This is a genomic window from Lysobacter antibioticus (assembly GCF_001442535.1).
GTDB classification, from domain to species: domain Bacteria; phylum Pseudomonadota; class Gammaproteobacteria; order Xanthomonadales; family Xanthomonadaceae; genus Lysobacter; species Lysobacter antibioticus.
This window is the reverse complement of record NZ_CP013141.1, coordinates 2,672,503-2,694,587: the sequence shown is the minus strand read 5'-3', so window position 1 is coordinate 2,694,587 and position 22,085 is coordinate 2,672,503. Positions and strand designations below refer to the sequence as shown.

8 protein-coding genes (1 of these 8 running past the window's edge) are annotated in these 22,085 nt (G+C 67.3%); 7 read left to right on the top strand and 1 reads right to left on the bottom strand.

Annotation, left to right across the window (positions count from 1 at the left end; genetic code table 11):
* Positions 1-3,546, top strand: the 3' portion of a protein-coding gene (locus GLA29479_RS10825) for an autotransporter domain-containing protein (RefSeq protein WP_057971567.1). 12 nt of this gene lie to the left of the window's left edge; 3,546 of the gene's 3,558 nt are visible here — the last part of the coding sequence; its start codon lies beyond the left edge, outside the window; it ends in the stop codon at positions 3,544-3,546.
* A 596-nt stretch (positions 3,547-4,142) separates the two neighbouring features.
* Positions 4,143-11,420 (top strand): calcium-binding protein, encoded by a 7,278-nt coding sequence (locus tag GLA29479_RS10820; protein ID WP_057971566.1) that lies wholly within the window; start codon positions 4,143-4,145, stop codon positions 11,418-11,420.
* Positions 11,421-12,011: 591 nt separating this feature from the next.
* Here GLA29479_RS10820 and parC read toward each other — a convergent pair.
* Positions 12,012-14,255, bottom strand: coding sequence for a DNA topoisomerase IV subunit A (gene parC / locus GLA29479_RS10815; RefSeq protein WP_031373774.1), 2,244 nt, complete (start codon positions 14,253-14,255; stop codon positions 12,012-12,014).
* Between the two features lie 171 nt (positions 14,256-14,426).
* Between parC and GLA29479_RS10810 the strand changes: the two genes are divergently transcribed.
* The 5 genes from GLA29479_RS10810 (at position 14,427) to GLA29479_RS10790 (ending at position 22,034) form a co-directional block, all read left to right on the top strand.
* Positions 14,427-15,251: a glutaminyl-peptide cyclotransferase gene (locus tag GLA29479_RS10810; RefSeq protein WP_082638532.1), complete on the top strand. Its 825-nt coding sequence runs from the start codon at positions 14,427-14,429 to the stop codon at positions 15,249-15,251.
* Positions 15,252-15,552: 301 nt separating this feature from the next.
* Positions 15,553-16,752 (top strand): efflux RND transporter periplasmic adaptor subunit, encoded by a 1,200-nt coding sequence (locus tag GLA29479_RS10805; RefSeq protein WP_057971565.1) that lies wholly within the window; start codon positions 15,553-15,555, stop codon positions 16,750-16,752.
* Positions 16,749-19,877: a multidrug efflux RND transporter permease subunit gene (locus tag GLA29479_RS10800; protein ID WP_057971564.1), complete on the top strand. Its 3,129-nt coding sequence runs from the start codon at positions 16,749-16,751 to the stop codon at positions 19,875-19,877. Before GLA29479_RS10805 ends, GLA29479_RS10800 begins: the two co-directional genes overlap by 4 nt.
* Before the next feature lie 49 nt (positions 19,878-19,926).
* Positions 19,927-20,643 (top strand): heavy metal response regulator transcription factor, encoded by a 717-nt coding sequence (locus GLA29479_RS10795; RefSeq protein WP_057971563.1) that lies wholly within the window; start codon positions 19,927-19,929, stop codon positions 20,641-20,643.
* Positions 20,640-22,034 carry a heavy metal sensor histidine kinase gene (locus GLA29479_RS10790; RefSeq protein WP_057918562.1) on the top strand — a complete coding sequence of 465 codons (1,395 nt, stop codon included), beginning with the start codon at positions 20,640-20,642 and terminating at the stop codon, positions 22,032-22,034. The genes GLA29479_RS10795 and GLA29479_RS10790 overlap by 4 nt, the downstream gene beginning before the upstream one ends.
* Positions 22,035-22,085 lie beyond the last annotated feature (51 nt).

Sequence of the window (22,085 nt, the reverse complement as noted above, 5' to 3'; positions counted from 1 at the left end):
CCGGCCACGGCGGGCAATGCGGCCAACGGTGATGGCGGCGATGCCTTCAATTTCTCCGGCTCCTTCACCGGCGCCGGTTACGGCGGCGGCGGTGGCGGCGGCGCGACGGTCGGTGCGGGCGGCGGCGGTGCCGGCGTGGGCACGGCGACCTGCACGCAGAATTGGAACGGCGGCGGTGGCGGCGGCGCGGGCGGCAGCTCGGCCGCGACCGGCCTGACCGCGGTCACCATCAACAACGGCGTGCAAGCCGGTAACGGCGCGGCCTTGATCTGTTTCGCCCCGACCCAGTTCGCGGTCGGCGGTTCCGCCAGCGGCCAGACCGGCGCGGTCACCCTGCAACTCGCCGCGACCAATCCGGTCAGTTCGCAGCAGGTCGTGGTGGCGCAGGCCGCGAGTAGCTTCGTGTTCCCCACGCGCCTGCCGCAAGGCGCGAACTGGAGCGTCGGCGTGCTGACCCATCCGGCCGGCCAGTTGTGCAGCGTCGCGCCGCCCAGCGGTGCGGCGATCGCCGCCGACGTCACCCATCTCGTGTTGAGCTGTGCGACGGTGGCGGTGACGGTCAATCCGGCCACCTTGCCCAACGGCGCGCTCGCGACCGCGTATTCGCAGACCCTCAGCGCCACCAGCGGCAACGGCGGCGTCGCCCCGTACACCTTTACGGTCACCGCGGGCGCCTTGCCGCCCGGCTTGGCCTTGTCGAGCGCCGGCGTGCTGTCGGGTACTCCGACTGCAGCGGGTTCGTTCAATTTCACCGTGCAAGCGACTTCGAACAACGGTTTCAGCGGCACTCGCGCCTACACCTTGGCGATCGCGCAGGGCAGCCAGGCCATCACCGCTTTTGCCGCCAATCCGGCCTCGCCGGTGTACGCGCCGGGCGGCACGTTCACCGTATCGGCGACGGGCGGCGCCTCGGGTAACCCGGTCGTATTCGCCAGCACCACGCCCGCGGTCTGTACCGTCGCCGGCAACACGGTGACGACGGTGGCGGCAGGCAACTGCGCGCTCACCGCCAATCAGGTCGGCAATGCCAACTACACGGCCGCGCCGCAGGCGGCGCTTGCCGTGGTCATCGGTCCCGCCAGCCAGGCCATTACCGCGTTCGCGGCGAATCCGGCCGCACCGGTGTACTCGCCGGGCGGCAGCTTCACCGTGTCGGCGACCGGCGGTGCCTCGGGCAATCCGGTCGTGTTCGCCGGCACCGCGCCGGCGATCTGCACGGTCAGCGGCAACACGGTGACGATCGTCAGCGCGGGCAATTGTTCGCTCACCGCCGACCAGACGGGCAACGCCAACTACAGCGCCGCCGCGCAGGCGACTTTGGTGGTCGCGATCGGCGTGGCAACGCAGTCGATCAGTAACTTCGCCGCCAATCCGGCCGCGCCGGTGTTTGCGCCGGGCGGCAGTTTCACGGTCTCGGCGACGCCGGGTTTGTCGAGCAGCCCGGTGATGTTCGGCAGCGTCACGCCGAGCGTGTGCACCGTCGCCGGCAGCACCGTGTCGATGCTGAGCGCGGGCACCTGTTCGCTCACTGCCGATCAGGCCGGCGACGGCAACTACAGCGCCTCGCCGCAGGTCGCCTTGAACGTGGCCATCGCCCTGGCGGCGCAGGCGATCACCGACTTCGCGGCCACCCCGGCGGCGCCGGTGTTCGCGGCCGGCGGCAGCTTCGCGGTCTCGGCCACGCCGGGCGCCTCGACCAGCCCGGTCGTGTTCGCCAGCACCACGGGCTCGGTATGTACGGTCAGCGGTAGCGCCGTGACGATGTTGAGCGCGGGCACCTGTTCGCTGACGGCCGACCAGGCCGCCGACGGCAACTACAGCGCTGCGCCGCAAGTGACCTTGGACGTGACCATCGGTGCGGCCGCCCAGGCCATCGCCCAGTTCGCGGCGAATCCTGCGATGCCCGTGTACACGCCGGGCGGCAGCTTCACCGTGTCGGCCAGCGGAGGCGCCTCGGGTAACCCGGTGGTATTCGCCAGTACTTCGCCGGCGGTCTGCACCGTCAGCGGCAACACGGTCAGCACGCTGGGCTCGGGCACATGTTCGCTCACCGCCGACCAGGCCGGCAACGCCAACTACACCGCCGCGCCGCAAGTCGCCTTGCAAGTGACCATCAGCGGCGCCACGCCGAACCTCGCGTGGATCGGCGACCTCGCCAAGACGGTCGGCGAGGCGGCCTTCGATCTGCCCGATCCGAGCAGCAACAGCAACGGCGCGTTCGCCTTCAGCAGCGCCAATACCGCGGTGGCGACGGTCAGCGGGCGCAGGGTGACGATCGTCGGTGCCGGCGTGGCGACCCTGGTCGCGACCCAGGCGGCCAGCGGCAGCTATCTGCAGGCTTCGGTCAATGCCACCCTGACGGTGACCGGCCGACCCGATCCGACCCGCGATCCGAGCGTGGTCGGCGGTCTGCAGGCGCAGGTCGACGCCAGCGTGCGTTTCGCCTCGGCGCAGCAGTCCAACATCCACGACCGCCTGCGCCAGCAGCGCTTCGCCGGCGCCAACCGTTCCAGCAACGACATGGCCCTCAATCTGAGCAGCCGCTCGGGCGGGGCGATGTCGCTGACCGCGGGCCAGGTGGCGTCGATCGATCCGGTGCGCCTGCCCGAAGGCTGGGGCCTGTGGACGGCCGGTAGCATCAGCAACGGCCAGCGCGAACGCAATGCGCGCAGCGACGGTTTCGACTTCCACAGCGACGGCCTCACCGTCGGCGCCGACTGGCGCATCGGCGAGCGCTTCCTGCTCGGCGTGGCCGGCGGTTTCGGCTGGAACGACACCGACCTGGACGACGGCCGCTCGAAGCTCGACGCCGAGCAGCGTGCGTTGTCGCTGTACGGCCTGTGGCGCCCGAGCGAACGCTGGTTCGTCGACGGCATCCTCGGTTGGGGCCGCCTGGACTTCGACATCCGCCGCTACAGTGCGACCGCCGGTGCCACGGCCTCGGCCGAGCGTGACGGCGACCAGGTGTTCGGCTCGCTTACCGCCGGTTACGAGCACGGCGGCGGCAGCGGCATGATGCTGACCGGCTACGGCCGCCTCGACAGCAGCCGCACCAAGCTCGACGGCTACCGCGAGACCGGCCTGGGCATCTACGACCTGAGCTACGGCTCGCAGACGGTCGAGAACAGCGGTGCATCGCTCGGCGTGGAAGGCAGCCTGCCGATCGTGACCGCGCGCGGCAACATCTTCCGTCCGTACTGGTTGCTCGAATACCGCGAATCGTTCGACAACCGCAGCGACGTCAACCTCAACTACGTGATCATGCCGGTCGCCAACGACTATGTGCTGGGCCTGCGCAGTTACGGCGACAACGCGCTGAGCTACGGCGCCGGCATGGACGTGGAATTCGCCAGGGGTTGGAAGCTGTCGTTGTTGATGCGTCGCCAGCACGGCAGCGGCCAGGACCCGAGCACCAGCTTCGGCCTGCTGCTGTCGTTCTCGCCGAGCGTGCAATCGACTGCGGCGATGTTGATGCTGAGCGCGCAAGACGTGGCCGACGCGATGGACGCGATCGCTCCCGCGCAGACCCCGCAGACCGGGCGCTGAGCGCATGCGGGTAGTCCATCGTTTCGCCCGGCACCGCGATCGCGGTGCCGGGCGCTAGCCCGGGGAGGCGGTCTGCTCGGGTAGGAGCGGCGCGAGTCCGACGTCGGCGCAGGTCATGAGCGTAGCGTCGCCCAGCCACGGCTTGACAGTAGCCCGGGGCACGCGCGAAGCTGCGCCAGTTCGCGAAATGCCGACCCAGTCCGCCATGCCTTCCAGGACGGCCGGAGTGTCACGCGAAGAAGGGCGTGGGAACGTAGCGCATCCGCACTGCCGGTAGGCGCGAACCCCACGTAGGCTGGGCGATCGCAATGCAGGATGCAGTTTTGGCAGTAGCCATCGCCACCCACGGCTTGAGCCGTCGTCGACCAGGGCAGCTTACTCACGCGCCCGCGAATCTTCCGTCTTCGCCCGGACGTCCGGCCTCGGCCTTCGGGCGGATCCGCAGTTCGCGTCTGCGCGCCGGCTCCCTCAATCCCGAGCACACACCGGCAGATCGCCCTGCATGGGCATTCCGCGGCTTTTTCTCTTCTCTTGCGTTCGCGCGCCCCGACGCGCGGCGTTCCGCATGACTCTTTGACCCGTACGACGAGGGAGCGATGTACACCGACGAACAAGTGCAAGCCGTAATTGCGACCCTGACCCGTCAGATGGCAGTGATTTTCGCCCAGGAACTGGACGCCGCAGGCCTGGAGATCGATCTGCTCAGCGACAACGCTCCTGGCACCGCGACCGAGAAGATTCTCGCCGATATGTACAAGCGGGCGATGGTGAAATCGGCCGAATTGGTCGCGCTGTTCAATCTCGATCCGGGGTTGAACCAGAACGAAACATGGCAGGGGATTTACTCGCGCCTGAGTTTCGATCTCAATACGATGGTCGAGACCTTGCAAAAGGAAGGCACGACCGACTACGAGAAGCTCGGCGAGATCGTCGGCAAAATCAACACGATCGCCGGCGTGGACATCCCCGGCACCGGCCAGACGGTCGGCGACGCCACCAAACTCGGCAAGTTCTTCGGTTTGGTGGAACAGAGCATCGACCATTTCGACTTGATTGAGGCGGCGCGCAACCGCGACATCAGCAAGGTGCTGACTACCATCATCATGATGCCGGTCGGCATGGTGTCCGAAGCGATCGACAAGGCGGCGACGGTCACCGGGCCGTTCGGTTGGGCGCTCAAGTTCGTGGTCGGCTCGGTTCTGGATTTCGTCGAGGACAAGGTCGAGGGCGAGCTGGAGGAGTGGCTGGCCAAGAAAACCGCCAACCAGGAAGCGGCCTGGGTCATAGCGCGCTATGCCGGGATGTATGGCAACGGCGCGTTCGACTACGGCGATATCCAGGCCGTCACCCAGTTGGGCGGCGCGGGCGCGGACACCCTCAGAGGCATCGCCGGCTCGAAGAACATCATCTCCGCTGGCGGCGGCGCGGACTGGGTGTTCGGCAGCGAGAACGACGATGCGCTGGGCGGCGGTTCTGGCGCCGACGAACTGTTCGGCAACGGCGGAAACGACCAGTTGATAGGCGGCGCCGACGGTGACGTGCTCGATGGAGGCACGGGGGGCGACTACCTAGAGGGCGGTGCCGGTTTCGACACCTACCGGTTCACCGCCGAAGATCTCGCCGACGGCCGCAGCCAGGACGTCATCGTCGACAGCGACGGTCTGGGCAAACTGATGTTCGGCGCGATCTCCATCGGCGATTACTCGGTCAACAACGTGACTCGCGATGGACTGGGCTGGGAGACCTCCGATCGCAACTTCCGCCTGCAGGTCATCGACGGCACCGAAGGGCGCTCGCTGTTCATCCGCTATCGGCCCACCGGGGCCAGCATCGTCATCAAGGGCTGGGTCAACGGTGCCCTGGGCATTACCTTGCCGAACCTGGGGCAACCGGGAACCCCGGAAAACCCGTACTTGCTGACCGTCAACGACGATTTGCTCGGCCGCGACGGGGACAAGGACGAGGCGACGGTGGTCAGCGGCGACGACACCATAGTCGCGCTGGGCGGCAACGACGGCGTGGACGGCGGCTACGGCGACGACTTCATCGATGGCAGCCACGGCGACGATCTGCTGCTCGGCGGTCCTGGCTCGAACAAGCTGCGTGGCGGTTTGGGCAACGACATCATTCTCAACTATTCGGTGGTCATGGACTGGCGTCGCTGGGACGATTCCATGGTGGGCACCGGCGAAAGCCTGGAAGATATCCATGCCCGCCTGAACGCGCGCGGCGACGTTATTGCCTTTGGCAACGGGTGGTTCGTCTATAACGACCGCGGCCCGCGCAGCGACAACGCACCCGACCATTTGTGGGGTTTGCAGATCGAGGCCTGGGGCCCGAACGATCACAAGCCCGAAACCGACGATATCTTCGTCGATCTCGACCCGAATCTGCACAAGAACGGCGACGACGAAATTCTCGCCGGCGAAGGCTCCGATATCGTCCATGGCGGCGAGGGCAGCGACACCATCGAAGGCGATATCGGCAACGACCTGCTGGTAGGCGGCCGCGACAACGACTATATCAATGGCGGCGACGACGACGACTTGATCCTCGGCGACGATTTCACTCAGCCGGGCACCTACTTCGAGTACATCGGCAGTCGTTCTTCCAGCGGCTCCAACGTGTCGGGAAGCGATGTGCTGCTCGGCGGCAACGGCAACGATCGCATCTACGGCCAGGGTGGCGCCGACACGTTGTATGGCGGCGACGGCGACGACATCCTCTCCGGCGACCGGCTCGACGAGGGCATGCCGTATCGATTCCCGAGCTCCGGCATCGGCGGCGGCGACTATATCGACGGCGGCGCCGGTAACGACTTCCTCTACGGCGACGATGGCGCGGACACTCTGCTCGGCGGCACCGGCAACGACACCCTGATCGGGGATTCGATCCTTATCGATCCTGCGCTGCACGGCGACGACCAAATCTCCGGCGGCGCCGGAAACGATACGGTTTTCGGCATGAGCGGCAACGACTTGATTGACGGCGGCGACGGCGACGACATGTTGGTTGGCGACGCCGACTCGTCGCAGTTCCCCCTGCAGCACCACGGCAACGACAGGATCTACGGCGGGGCCGGCAACGACCAGCTCCAGGGCGGCGCCGGCAACGACCTGCTCAGCGGCGACGGCGACCAGGACAAGCTGTTCGGCGAGGAGGGGGACGACGATCTGCGCGGCGGCGACGGCCAGGATGAGCTGGTTGGCGGAATCGGCAGCGACACGCTCGACGGCGGTAGCGGGTCCGATGGCGTTTGGGGCGGCGACGGCGACGATCGCCTCCGCGGCGGTTCGGGCTGGGACCACTTGTACGGCGAGAACGGCAACGACAGCATCGATGGCGACAGCGGCGAAGACAGGCTGTTCGGCGGGATTGGCAATGATCGCCTCGACGGCGGCGCGGACAAGGACTATCTCGATGGCGAGGAAGGCGACGACTTCCTTAACGGCGGGGATAGCGACGACCAGCTGAGCGGCGGGGAGGGGCGCGACCGCCTGTACGGGGGTAGCGGCAAGGATGAGCTGGCTGGCGAGGCCGGCGCCGACATTCTCGATGGCGGAAGCGGCGACGATGTCGTCGACGGCGGCGACGGCGACGACGAACTCAAGGGCGGCGACGGCAACGACCTGGTGTTCGGTAACGAAGGCGCCGATCGCCTGGGTACCGATGCCGGTGACGATCGGCTTGCCGGCGGTAACGGTCATGACGTCTACGCGATAGAGCGCGGCTTCGGCCGCGACACGATCTTCGTTCCCTACGGAAACGACGACTTGCGCGATGTGGTCGAGTTTGCCGTCGACATCGCCAGCGCCGACGTGACTTACACGGTATCGGCCGACGATCTGGTCGTTGGCATCGTCGGCAGCGAGGACCGGCTGACCATCGAGGATTTCTTCGCCGAAGTTGGCAACAAGGTCGACTTCAGGTTCGCCGACGGTACGCTGATCACTCGCGAGCAGCTGTTCGGCCTGCTGGGCGTCGGCGCGCCGATCGGAGGCACCGACGGTGACGATCTTCTGCGCGGCACCGAGGGCAACGACAATCTTTACGGCAAGTTCGGCAACGATCGCATCGAAGCCCTTGGCGGCAACGACTTCGTGGAAGGCGGCGACGGCGACGATACCATCGTCGGCGGTTCCGGCGACGACGTGCTGTCCGGCGGTGCGGGCAAGGACACCTATCTGTTCGAAGCCGGTTTCGGTACCGATCGGGTCGACCTGAAGAATTGGGTCTATGGCGCGGATGTGATCCGCTTCGGTGACAGCTTGTCCCGGCGCGATGCGAAAGGACTGCGGGTGGGCGACGACCTGTTCGTCCGCTTCGCTCGCGCGGACGGCGGCACCGATTCGGTGCAATTGCAGAATTTCTTCCTGCTCGGAAGCGATCGCCATGTCATCGAGTTCGCCGACGGCGTTCGTTGGACCTCCGCTGTCTGGGGCTACGAACCGCTGTGGACCGGCACCGGCGATGCGGACAACCATACCGGCACGCAATACGACGACGATTTCGACGGCGCCGGGGGTAACGACGTTCTGTACGGACAGGCCGGCAACGACCGTATCGATGGAAATGCGGGCGACGACTATCTGTACGGCGGTGAGGGCGACGATCTGTTGCTCGGCGGCGACGGTAGCGATGTCGCCGAAGGCGGAAACGGCAACGACCGTTTCGTTAACGTCAAGAATATCGTCGAGCATGCCGGCCAGGGCATCGATACGATGGTGATCGCCGGCGGCAGCGACGGCGAGTATCGGATGGCCGATAACGTCGAGAACCTGGAGGCGACGTTCCAAGGAAGCACCGTCTACGGTATCTGGTACCGCGGCAACGGCTTGGACAACACCATGACGGTGTTGTCCTCCGCCCACAGCACGGTGATCGACGGTGGCGCGGGCGCCGATCGCATGATCTATCTCGGCAAGGGAGCCGCGTTCCAGTTCTCGCCGGTTACCTTCTGGATAGACAACGTCGGCGACACCATCGAGGTCCGAGGCGATTATCTCGACGTCTACGTTTCCAGCACGCTCAGCGGAAACTACGCCATGCAGGCGTTTCTGGACGGATATGTCACTTCCACTACGGCGGTCACCACGATCACCGGAAACGCGCTCGACAATACGATCGACGCGCGATACGCCGCGGGCGGTTCGCGCTTGATAGGCGGCAAGGGCAACGATACTTTCGTGGTCTCCGACCTGAGCGCCGTCGCGATCGAGGAACTGGCCAGCGGGGGCAGCGATACGCTCGATTACCGCGGGAGCGCCGAGTCGGTCGATCTGCGCGCGCTGGCCAATATCGAGAACCTGAAGATGAGCGGGCACGGTATCGGCTACGGCAACGATGCCGCCAATCGCCTGGTCGGCAACAAGTACGGCCAGGATCTGTATGGCTTCGGCGGCGACGACTTGCTGACCGGCAACGGCGATTCGAACGACCATGGCTACGGCGTGCATCGTCTGTACGGTGGCGAAGGCAACGATACCCTCATCGATGGCGCTTCCTGGGGCGACGATGTCCTCGACGGCGGGGCCGGGGCGGATTCCATGTTCGGCGGCATGGGCAACGAGACATTCCATGTCGATAACCTCGGCGACACGGTCAGCGATAGCGGCTATCAAAGCGGCCCGATCGGCAACGCCGACGCCGCCCACGTATCGGTGGACGGCTATCGGCTGTTAGCCGGCAGCGGGATCGAGACGGTGCGCCTGGTCGGGCAGGCCCGCAGCTTCATCGCGGACGAAGGCAACGACCTCAATCTCGTCGGCAACGAGCACGACAATCTGTTCGATATCCGCGGCGGTAAGCACAGCGTGTCCGGCGACACGGGCAACGACATCTATCGGATCGCGCGCTGGGCCGGGGGCGAGGTCAGCATCAACGATGTCGATGCGACCGTCGGAAATATCGATCGGATCGAGTTCGGCACGGGCATCGCCAGCACCGATATCGTCGAGGTGACGCGTACGCCATATGCGGTGTCGTTCGTCGTGATCGATCCGAATGGCGGCGGACGCCAAACCGTGAACTTCGACTATCGGCCGCAGGAGGGCAAGGGCATCGAGGAGTTGGTGTTCGCCGACGGCTCGCGCATGAGCCTGCAACAATTGCTTGCCTTGTCCAACAGCGCGCCGATCTCCGGCGAAAGCATTCCCTGGCAGGAGGCGGTGCAAGGCGAGCAGTATCGCTACACGTTGCCCGCTGACGTGCTCTACGATCTTGACGACGAAACGCTGAGCTACAGCTTCGACCGGGAGTTGCCGGCTTGGCTGAACTTCGACGTGGCTACCCGGACTTTCTCCGGAGTCGCTCCGGCGGGCGACGGGCTGCCGCTGAGCTTCTACATCACGGTCACCGATCGCGCCGGACTGACCGCCTCGACGCAGTTCTCGCTGTCCGTGCTCAATGCGATCCGCGGCACTGAACTGGGCGAGACCTTGAGCGGTACCGCCGACAGCGAAGTGATCTACGGTTACGGCGGCAACGATGTCTTTACCGGCGATTTGTTCCAGGACCGCCTGATCGGCGGTGCCGGTGACGACACTTATGTTCTCGGCGACGCTTACGCCCAGGTCGTCGAAGACCAAGGCGGCGGCTACGACCATGTGCAAAGCAGCCAGTACCACGAGCTGGCCGCGAACGTGGAAAAACTTACGCTGACCGGAAGCTCGCACGTCGACGGTATCGGCAACGTCCTGGATAACAGCCTGATCGGCAATGCCGGCCGTAACCACTTGGTGGGCGAAGACGGCAACGACACGCTCGACGGCGGCCGTGGCACGGATACGCTGGTCGGCGGCGCGGGCAACGACGTTTACCTCTGGAACAGCGCCTACGGCAGCGACCTGGTCGACGACCAGGGCGGCGGCAACGATGAGGTTCGTTTCGGCCTGACCATGGACAAACTGCTGTTCAAGCGCGAGGGCGACGACCTGCTGGTTTCCGCCGATCGCGGCACCAGCACGGCGATCCGCGTGCAAGGCCACTTCCTCGGCGGCGATAGCGCGATCGAAGCGGTCTCCGGCACCGGCGGCGCGCGCCTGACTGCCGTCCAGATCGAGACGATGATCGCTGCCGGTTTCGACTGGAGCGGGCAAGGCACCGATGTCGGCGAGACCATCAGCGGCGGCGGCTTGCGCGACGCGCTGTACGGAAACGGCGGCAAGGACACCTTGTTCGGCTACGCTGGCGACGATCGCCTGGACGGCGGCGACGGCGACGATTATCTGGCCGGCGGCAACGGGTCGGCGGCCAGTACCGGCGACGACGTGCTGATCGGAGGTGCAGGTGCCGATACCCTTGTCGGCGAGGACGGCAACGATCGGATGTTCGGCGGCCTGGGCGACGACAAGTACGTCTACGGCGGTGGCCAGGACATTATCGACAACAGCGGTGGCGGCACGGACTGGCTGATGTTCAACAGCGCCGCCTACGGGGTGGAGCGCACCAGGCTGAGTTTCCACCGCGACGGCGACGACCTGTTGGTACGCGTGGATGCGGACGCCGCCAAGCAAGTGCGAGTACTCAAGCACTTCCTTGGCGGCGAGTACCGGCTGGCCTATGTCCAGCCCAAGTCCGGCAGCGCGATTCCGGCCTCGCAGTTCACGCTGACGCCCGCCAGTGCCGGTGCGAGTTCGGCCAGCAACGAGTATCGGCTTGAGGATTCGCTCGACGACGCGGTTTCGTTTTCGGGCGGCAAGGACAACTCCGGACGTTGGCTGGCGCCGACGATCGATCGCATGCCGTACGACATGCAGATGCGGGCGTTGGTATCGGCCATGGCAGGCTTCGGCGCGACGGAGGGGATGGACAGCGGATTGCCGACGCGCTCGGAGAGCGTAATTACCGCCATGGCCTTGACCGCTCCGCTGTAGTTTCTGCGCAGGCCCCGGAGACCAGGCGCTGAGCGCCTTCGCGTAAGCGATCGACTCGCCCGGCACCGCGCTCGCGGTGCCGGGCGATAGCCCAGGGAGGCGATCGGGTTTGAGTAGGAGCGGCGCGAGCCGCGACAGCCGAGATGCCGGTCGCAAGCGTATATACGACGTCGCGTAGAACCGGCTGCTTTACAGCGGTGTCTGATTGCATCCAGGTTCCGGACATCGGTGTGGTGCTGCGCTTCTTCGGTTGGTCGCGGCTTGCGCCGCTCCTACCCCAAAGCGCGTCGCCGTCACCGGGTAGGAGCGGCGCAAGCCGCGACCAACCAAAGTAATTTTCGCAAGCGTAGTCACCCGAAGCTGCAAGGAGCCGGTTGCTTTACGGCGGTGTCTGATTGCGTCTTCGCTCCGGATACCGGCGTGGCTTTCACCATTCCAGCTGTCGCGGCTTGCGCCGCTCCTACTCAAAGCGTCCCGCTCCGCCGGTAGCACCGGCGCAACCACAACGCCGCGTTCGACCCTGGACCCCAAAACGACAACGCCCCGCTCGAAGCGGGGCGTTGTCGTGTCTGCGGTGATGTGGGCGCCGGCTTACTCGACCGACAACCCTTCGACCTTCTGCCAACCTCGCGGCAACAGGCCGCCGCGGGTGGCGCGGGCGCCGAGGTAGGGTTCCAGGTCTTTCCACGACAGACTCATGGTGCGGGCGCCCGACTTGACGGTCAGGGTGCCGCCCGGGGCGACCACGGCGACCGCGATCACGCGTTCGGTGCCGAGTTTGGCCTTGGGGATGTCGATGATCTTGTTGCCCTTGCCCTTGTCGAGCTCCGGCAGCTCCGACACCGGGAAGGCGAGCAGGTGGCCGACGTTGGTCACCGCGACCACGCGATCCTGTTCGACGTCGCCGACCTGCGCGGGCTGCAGCACCTTCGCGTTCGGGGTCAGCGACAGCATCGCCTTGCCGGCCTTGTTGCGGCCGGTCAGGTTTTCGAAGCGGGTCACGAAGCCGTAGCCGTGACTGCTGGCGAGAACGAAGCGCTGATCGTTGTCGCCGGCCGCCAGGGTCTGGAACGACGCCCCGGGTGCCGGCGAGAAACGGCCCGTCAACGGCTCGCCGTTGCCGCGCGCCGAAGGCAGGCCGTGGATCAGGGTGGAGTAGGAACGGCCGGTCGAATCCAGGAACGCGACCTGCTGGGTGCTGCGTCCGCGCGCCGCGCCGAGCAGGCCGTCGCCGTCGCGATAGCTGAGCGTGGCGGCGTCGATCTCGTGGCCTTTGGCCGCGCGCACCCAGCCCTTTTCGCTGATGACCACGGTCATCGGTTCGCTGGCGACCAGTTCGGTTTCCGACAAGGCCTGGGCGGCATTGCGCGAGACCAGCGGCGAACGGCGTGCGTCGCCGAACTTCTTGGCATCGGCGAGCAACTCGTCCTTGATCAGCTTCTTGAGCTTGGCCTTGCTGCCGAGGGTGGCGATCAGTTGTTCGCGCTCGGCGGCCAGTTCGTCCTGCTCGCCGCGGATCTTCATTTCTTCCAGGCGCGCGAGCTGGCGCAGCCGGGTTTCCATGATGTAGTCGGTCTGCTCTTCGCTGAGGTCGAAACGCTTCATCAGCACCGGGCGCGGTTCGTCCTCGCTGCGGATGATGCGGATCACTTCGTCCAGGTTGAGGAACGCGACCAGCAAGCCTTCCAACAGGTGCAGGCGGCGCTCGACCTTTTCCAGGCGATGGGTCAGGCGGCGGGTGACGGTGTCGGTGCGGAAGCTCAGCCACTCGCTCAGGAAGGCCTTCAGCCCCTTGACCTGCGGCCGGCCGTCCAGGCCGATCACGTTCATGTTGATCCGGTAGCTCTTCTCCATGTCCGTGGTCGCGAACAAGTGGCCCATGAGCTGTTCGACGTCGACACGGTTGGAGCGCGGCACCAGCACGATGCGGGTCGGGTTGGCGTGGTCGGACTCGTCGCGGATGTCTTCCAGCCAGGGCAGCTTCTTGGCCCGCATCTGGGTCGCGATCTGTTCGATGACCTTGCCCGGCGATGCCTGGTAGGGCAGCGCGGTGACGACGATGTTCGGGCCGTCCTTCTCGAAGATGGCGCGCGCGCGCACGCTGCCCAGGCCGGTCTCGTACATCGCCAACAGGTCGCTGCGCGAGGTGATGATCTCGGCCGGGGTCGGATAGTCCGGGCCCAGCACGTGCTCGCACAGGTCGCGGGTGGTGGCGTCGGGATCGTCGAGCAGGCGCACGCAGGCGCTGACGATCTCGTTGAGATTGTGCGGCGGCACGTCGGTGGCCATGCCGACCGCGATGCCGGTGGTGCCGTTGAGCAGCAGGTGCGGCAGGCGCGCCGGCATCCAGGTCGGTTCTTCCAGGGTGCCGTCGAAGTTCGGGGTCCAGTCGACCGTGCCCTGGCCGAGCTCGCCGAGCAGCACTTCGGCGATCGGGGTCAGCTTGGATTCGGTGTAGCGCATCGCCGCGAACGACTTGGGGTCGTCGCTGGAACCGAAGTTGCCCTGGCCCTCGACCAGCGGATAGCGGTACGAGAACGGCTGCGCCATCAGCACCATCGCCTCGTAACAGGCGCTGTCGCCGTGCGGGTGGTACTTACCGATCACGTCGCCGACGGTGCGCGCGGATTTCTTCGGCTTGGCCCCGGCGTTGAGGCCGAGCTCGCTCATCGAGTAGATGATGCGGCGTTGGACCGGCTTGAGGCCGTCGCCGAGGAAGGGCAGGGCGCGGTCCAGGACCACGTACATCGAGTAGTCGAGGTAGGCGCGCTCGGCGTACTCGCGCAGGGGAATCTGTTCGAAGCCGTGGAAAACCGGACGTACGGGATCAGTCATGGAACCTTTGAGGCGGGGTAGGGCTGAGCCGGGATTCTAACCGGGGACGGCTGGGCTGATGTGGACGGGGCGTCGTGGACGGGGCGTGGACCCGCGCGGGCGCCCTGCGGCAGCCGGTTTGGGCGCGAGGCGGTATTCTCGGCATCCGCGATCGCCCACGTTGAGACTGCCATGCCCTTGCGCGCACGCCTTCCCGCCTCGCTGATCCCCTGCCTGGCCCTGATCGGGGCGAGTGTGCTGCCGGTGGCGACGGCCCAGGCGCCGGGGCGCGAAGTGCCGGTGTATTCGTACCGGGTGGTCGCGCGCTATCCGCACGATGCCGGCGCATTCACCCAGGGCTTGATCTTCAAGGACGGTTTCCTGTACGAGAGCACCGGCATGTACGGGCGCTCGTCGGTGCGCAAGGTCCGCCTGGCCGACGGCAAGGTGCTGGAGAAGACCGATCTGCCGGCCTCGGTGTTCGGCGAAGGCCTGACCGACCGCGGTCAGCAATTGCTGGTGCTGACCTGGACCACGCAGACCGGTTACATCGTCAAGCTGCCGGGGCTCGCCGTGACCGGCAACTTCGCCTATCCGGGCGAGGGCTGGGGCCTAGCGCGTTCGGCCGACACGATCTATATGAGCGACGGCACCGCGCAGATCCGCTTGCTCGACCCGAAGTCGTTGCGCGAGCGCTCGCGCATCCGGGTGACCTTCAACGGCAAGCCGGTGCCGCAGCTCAACGAACTGGAATGGGTCGACGGCGAGCTGTTCGCCAACGTCTGGATGACCGACAGCATCGTCCGCATCGACCCGAACAGCGGACAGGTCGTCGGCCGCATCGACCTGGGCGGCCTGCTCGCGCGCCATGGCACCCGCACCCGCGGTGCCGACGTGCTTAACGGCATCGCCTACGACGGCGCGCGCAAGCGTCTGTTCGTGACCGGCAAGCTGTGGCCGGATCTGTTCGAGATCGAACTGGTGCCGCCGGCGCCGCGCGCGGCCAAGCCGCGCTGAACGAAGCTCGCTGACCACGCCTCGCTTAAGTGCGCGGGTGCTGGCGGTGCGGCATCGCGCCTTGCGTGCCGTCGCTGACGGCGGCCGGTCGACACGACCATGCCGATAGGCACTGTCGTCGAGCAGGCTGATATGAAAGTGGCCGGCGATAACCGGCGCAGCTTACGAATTTGTCAGCCAAGCGACAGCTTGCTGTCCGTGGCCGCCGCCTAGAGTCGTCGCACGGTCTGCTTTCCTCCCCTCGCGGGCCGTCGCGGCGCGCTCCGGCGCGCCGCTCCATCGACCCGCCACGGATGCCGCCATGTCGCCCACGCCCGTCTCCACGCTTTCGCCCCGCGCCCGCAAGACCGTTTTCGCCGCTGCCGCATCGCTCGCGGTGGTCGCCGGAGGGCTGGTCTGGGGCGCTTTCGGCAGCCGCGGCGCGCCGCCGCCGGCGCCACCGCCGCCGGTACCGGTGACGACGATGCGGGTCGAGCGCCGCGACGTGCCGCATTGGCAGGAGACCATCGGCACGGTGACCTCCCTGCAGAGCACGGTGCTGCGCCCGCAGGTCGATGGCGTGCTGACCCAGGTGCTGTTCCGCGAAGGCCAGCAGGTCAAGCGCGGGCAGTTGCTCGCGCGCATCGACGACCGCAGCATCGCCGCGAATCTCGACGGCGCCCAGGCCGCGCTGGCGCGCGATGCGGCGCAGTTGCGCGCGGCGAAATCCGACCTCGACCGGTTCCGCCAGTTGTCCGGCAGCCAGTTGATCGCGCGCCAGATGCTGGAGCAGCAGGCCGCCTCGGTGCAGCAGTTGCAGGCCACCGCGCAGGCCAACCAGGCGGCGATCGACGCTACTCGCGTGCAGTTGTCGCATACCCGCATCTTGTCGCCGATCGACGGCCGCGTCGGCCTGCGCCGCGTCGATCCGGGCAATGTCGTGCGCGCCGGCGACGACGACGGCCTGGTCACGGTGCAGCAGGTCGATCCGATCTCGGTGATGTTCACCCTGCCGCAGGACCAGTTGCCGGGCCTGCGCCAGGCCCAGGCCGCCGGCGCGGTCGAGGTGCAGGCGCTCGACCGCGACGCCGGCCTGGTGTTGGCGCAAGGCGAGTTGAGCGTGATCGACAACCAGATCGACGACGCCACCGGCACGGTGCGCATCCGCGCGGTGTTCAAGAATTCGCAGGACCGCCTGTGGCCCGGGCAACTGGTCAGCGTGCGCGTGCGCACCGGCACCAGCGCGGCCGCGACCGTGGTCGCGAGCGAAGCGGTGCAACGCGGCGCCGACGACAGCTTCGTCTACCGCGTCGAGGCCGGCAACAAGGTCGCGCTGGTGCCGGTGCGGATCGAGTACCAGGACGACAAACTCGCCGTGGTCAGCGGCCTGCAGGCCGGCGACGTGGTGGTGCGCGACGGCCAGTCGCGACTCAAGCCCGGCATGACCGTGGCGCCGACCGCGCCGAGCGTACGCGCCGCGCCGGGCAACGCCGTGGCGGCGCGCGTGGCGGGGGCGCCGTGAGCGGTCGCGTTTCGATCTCCGGCTGGTTCGTCCGCCATCCGGTCGCGACCACGCTGCTGACCGCGGCGGTGCTGTTGCTCGGCCTGTTCGCCTTGCCGCGGCTGCCGGTGGCGCCATTGCCGCAGGCCGAGTTCCCGACCATCCGCATCGATGCCTCGCTGCCCGGCGCCAGCGCCGAGACCATGGCCTCGGCGGTGGCGACGCCGCTGGAGACGCAGCTGACCTCGGTGCCGGGCATCAGCGAGATGACCTCGACCAGCGCCCTGGGCAGCACCTCCATCACCTTGCAGTTCGCGCTCGACAAGAGCATCGACACCGCCGCCCAGGAAGTGCAGGCGGCGCTCAACAACGTCTCCGGGCGCCTGCCGCGCGACATGCCGAGCCTGCCGCGCTGGACCAAGATCAATCCCGCCGACAGCCCGATCCTGATCCTGAGCATGCACTCGCCGCTGATGCCGCTGAGCGAGCTCAGCGATATCGCCGAGACCCGCTTCGCGCGCAGCCTGAGTCAGGTCGACGGCGTGTCGGAGGTCTTCATCGCCGGCCAGGTGCGGCCGGCCATGCGCATCCAGGCCGCGCCCGAGCGTCTGGCCGCGATCGGCCTGACCCTGGCGGACCTGCGCAACGTCGCCCAGAGCGCCAGCGTCAACCAGGCCAAGGGCGCGGTGGTCGGCGCGCGGCGCATGTCGACCCTGGAAACCAACGACCAGTTGTTCAAGGCCGAGGACTACGAGCGCCTGGTGGTGACCTACCGCAACGGCGCGCCGGTGCGCCTGGGCGACGTCGCCCGGATCAGTTTCGGCGGCGAGAACGACTACGTGCGCGCCTGGCCGAACGGCAAGGACGGGGTGATGCTGGTGGTGTTTCGCCAGCCCGGCGCCAACATCATCAAGACCACCGACGCGGTGCTCGAAGCGCTGCCGCGGTTGCGCGCCAATCTGCCGGCGAGCGTCGAGGTCGAAGTCTTCAACGACCGCACCCGCACCATTCGCGCTTCGTTGCACGACGTCGAGCTGACCCTGGTCCTGACCGTGCTGCTGGTGGTCGTGGTGATGGGCCTGTTCCTGCGCGAACTTTCCGCCACCCTGATCGTCGGCGCGGTGCTGGTGGTGGCCCTGGTGGCCACGTTCGCGGCGATGTACGCCCTGGGTTTCACTCTCAACAACCTCACGTTGGTGGCGCTGGTGATCGCGGTGGGTTTCGTCGTCGACGACGCCATCGTCGTGGTCGAGAACATTCACCGTCATCGCGAAGCCGGCATGCCGATGCTGCAGGCGGCGCTGCAGGGCGCCAGCGAGATCGGCTTCACCGTGGTGACCATCGGCGTGTCGCTGATCGCCGCCTTCATCCCCTTGTTGTTCATGGGGGGCGTGGTCGGGCGCCTGTTCGCCGAGTTCGCGCTGACCGTGACCGTGGCGATCCTGATCTCGATCGTGGCCTCGCTGACCTTGGCGCCGATGCTGGCCTCGCGCTTCATGCGCAAGTCCTCCGGCCATGCCGATGCCGCCGGCACCTGGTCGGGACGGTTGCTCGCCGGCTACGACCGCAGCCTGCAATGGGCGCTGGCCCATCAACGTCTGATGCTGGCCGGTTTCGGCCTGACCGTGGCGATCGCGGTCGCCTCCTATGCCCTGATCCCGAAAGGCTTCTTTCCCTCGCAGGACACCGCCTTCGTGTTCGCCACCACCGAGGCCGCGCAGGACATTTCCTACGAGGATATGGTCGCCAAGCACAAGCAACTGGCGCAGCTCGCCGCGCAGGACCCGGCCTTGCAGAGCTGGGGCCATTCGGTCGGCGCCACCGCCGGCAGCTCGACCATGTCCAACGGCCGGTTCTGGTTCGTGCTCAAGGACCGCGGCGACCGCGACGTGTCCGCCGACGAGTTCATCGACCGCATGCGCAGCAAGCTGTCGCAGGTGCCGGGCATCACGATCTTCATGCGTTCGGCGCAGGACATCAACATCGGCGCCGGGCCCTCGCGCACTCAGTACCTGTACGCCCTGCGCGGCGCCGACAGCGCCGAACTGGGACAGTGGGCCGACCGCCTGACCCAGCGCCTGGCGGCGCTGCCGGAGCTGCGCGATGTGTCCAACGACCAGAAGATCGGCGCCAGCATCGTGCGTCTGGCGATCGACCGCACCGCCGCGGCGCGTTTCGGCCTCAGCGCCCAGGATATCGACAACGCGCTGTACGACGCCTACGGCCAGCGCCAGATCAACGAATTCCAGACCGAGACCAACCAATACCGGGTGATCCTCGAAATCGACCCGCGCATGCGCGACAGCATCGACAGCCTGGCTTACTTCCATCTGCGTTCGGCCACCACCGGCGAGATGGTGCCGCTGTCGGCGGTGGCGCGGGTCGAGCCGCCCGGCAACGGGCCCTTGTCGATCAGCCACAACGGCCTGTCGCCGGCGGTCAACATCTCCTTCAACCTCGCCACCGGCGTCGCTCTCGGCGATGCGGTCGCCGCGCTCGAGCGGGCCCGCGCCGAGATCGGCGTGCCGAGCAGCGTCAGCGGCAATTTCCAGGGCTCGGCGCAGGCCTTCCAGGACTCGCTGGCGACCCAGCCGTTGCTGATCCTGGCCGCCTTGCTCGCGGTCTACATCATCCTCGGCGTGCTCTACGAGAGCTTCGTCCACCCGCTGACGATCCTGTCGACCCTGCCGTCGGCCGGCATCGGCGCGGTCTTGCTGCTATGGGTGTGGCGCCTGGATTTCTCGATCATGGCCCTGATCGGCATCGTGTTGCTGATCGGCATCGTCAAGAAGAACGGCATTTTGCTGGTCGACTTCGCCCTGGATGCGCAACGCCGGCGCGGCCTGTCGCCGACCGCGGCGATCCACGAGGCCTGCCTGACCCGGTTCCGCCCGATCATGATGACCACCCTGGCGGCCTTGCTCGGCGCGATCCCGCTGATGATCGGCTTCGGCACCGGCGCGGAGCTGCGCCAGCCGCTCGGCGTGGCGGTGGTCGGCGGCCTGTTGATCAGCCAGGTCCTGACCCTGTACAGCACGCCGGTGATCTATCTGGCGCTGGACCGGCTGTTCCTGCGCCGTCGCCGCGAGGCGGCGCAGGCGGCCTCGCCTGGGCCGGCCGACCCGGCCGCAGCGGCGACGGCCTGAGCGGCGGTACGATGTCGGCCCAGGTACTGCCCGCAAGCTCGGTGTCGCGATGAAGCTGCTGATCGTCGAAGACGAAGTCAAGACCGCCGATTACCTGCGCGACGGCCTGGCCGAGCAGGGCTGGGCGGTCGACGTCGCCCGCGACGGAGTGTCCGGCCTGCACCTGGCGCGCGAGCTCGATTACGACGTGATCGTGCTCGATGTGATGCTGCCCGGCATGGACGGCTTCGCGGTGCTGCGCGAGCTGCGCACGCGCAAGCAGACGCCGGTGATCATGCTGACCGCGCGCGACCGCATCGACGACCGCGTCCACGGTCTCGGCGCCGGCGCCGACGATTACCTGGTCAAGCCGTTCTCTTTCATCGAGTTGTTGGCGCGCCTGCAGGCGCTGGTGCGGCGCGGCCGTCAGCAGGAGCCGACCGAGCTGCAGATCGGCGATCTGTCGATCAACCTGATCGCGCGCCGCGCTCATCGCGACGGCTGCCGCCTCGACCTGACCGGCAAGGAATTCGCCTTGCTGGCCCTGCTGGCGCAGCGCCGCGGCCAGATCCTGTCGAAGACGGTGATTGCCGCGCAGGTCTGGGACATCAATTTCGACAGCCACACCAACGTGGTCGAGGTCGCGATCAAGCGCCTTCGCACCAAGATCGACGGCCCCTTCCGCGACAAGTTGCTGCACACCGTGCGCGGCATGGGCTACGTGCTGGAGGCGCGCGAGGGCGAGCAGGGCGAAGGACCGTCGCCGCCGGGGCGGGCATCGGCATGAGGCCTTTCAGCGACATCTCCATCGCCCAGCGCCTGGCGGCGATGTTCGCGCTTGCCGCGCTGTTGGTGTTCACCCTGGTCGGCGTCACCCTGTACCAGGTGCTGGAAAACCAGATCGTGCGTTACCAGCGCGCCGAGCTGGAGACCAAGCTGCGTTCGGTCGCCGGCAGCGTCGCCATGTGCGACAATCGCGCGCGTTGGTACAAGGTGCAGGATAAGGTCGAGAACCTGACCTCCAGCGATCGCAGCATCCGCATCTGGGCCTGGAGCGGCGATGCCGGTTTCCGCATCGGCAGCGGCGAGCCGGAGGTGGACGTGCCGCGCAAGGGCGACCACGGCATGGGCCGCCTGTGGCTGGGCGGCCACTCGGCGCCGTACCGCACCCTCAACGAATTGATTCCCGCGCATGGCGAACGGCCGGCGGTGCGGCTGTGGATCGGCATCGATTCCTGGCCTTACGTGTCGGCCTTGCGCTCGTTCGTGCTGGCGCTGGTGGTGCTCGGCGTGGTCGGCACCGCCGTGGTGGCCTTGCTCGGCCACTGGATCGCGCGGGTCGGCCTGCGGCCCTTGCAGCGTTTGTCGAGCCAGGCGCAGGCGCTGAGCCCGAGCAACCTTTCGCAACGTCTGCAGCCGGCGCAGTTGCCGCCCGAGCTCGGCCATCTGACCGGCGCCTTCAATGGCGCCCTCGACCGGCTCGAAGGCGCCTACACGCGCCTGGACGCGTTCAACGCCGACGTCGCCCACGAGTTGCGCACGCCGCTGACCAATCTGATGGGCCAGACCCAGGTAGCGCTGTCGCGCCCGCGCGAAGCCGCCCAGCTCGAGGACGTGCTGCAGTCGAACCTGGAAGAACTCGAACGCATGCGCTGCATCGTCAACGACATGCTGTTCCTGTCGCGCGCCGACCAGGGCGATATCGCCCTGGACCGGGTCTGCGTGGCGCTCGCCGACGAAGTCGCCAAGACCGGCGAGTTCCTCGAATATCTGCTGGAAGAAGCCGGTATGCGCCTGCGCATCGACGGCACCGCCGACGCCTGGATCGACACCGCGCTGTTCCGCCGCGCCATGACCAACCTGCTGCATAACGCCGTGCAGCACGCGACCCCGGGCTCGGAGATCGTGGTCGAGCTCGGCAACGGCGGCGAAGGCGCCCGCGTCGCGGTGCGCAACCAGGGCTCCTCGGTGGCCTCCGAGCATCTGGTGCGCATGTTCGATCGTTTCTATCGCGTCGACGCCGCGCGCGAACACCGCGGCGAACGCCACCACGGCCTGGGCCTGTCGATCGTCAAGGCGATTGCGGTCCTGCACGGCGGGGAAGTATTCGCCAACAGCGAAGAGGGCGCGACGACGGTGGGCTTCAGCCTCGCTGCGCCGGCGTCCTGCGCCGTCTGAGCCGGCGCGGTGCAGGGCAGGAGCGGCGCAAGCCGCGACCGCGTGGTTTCA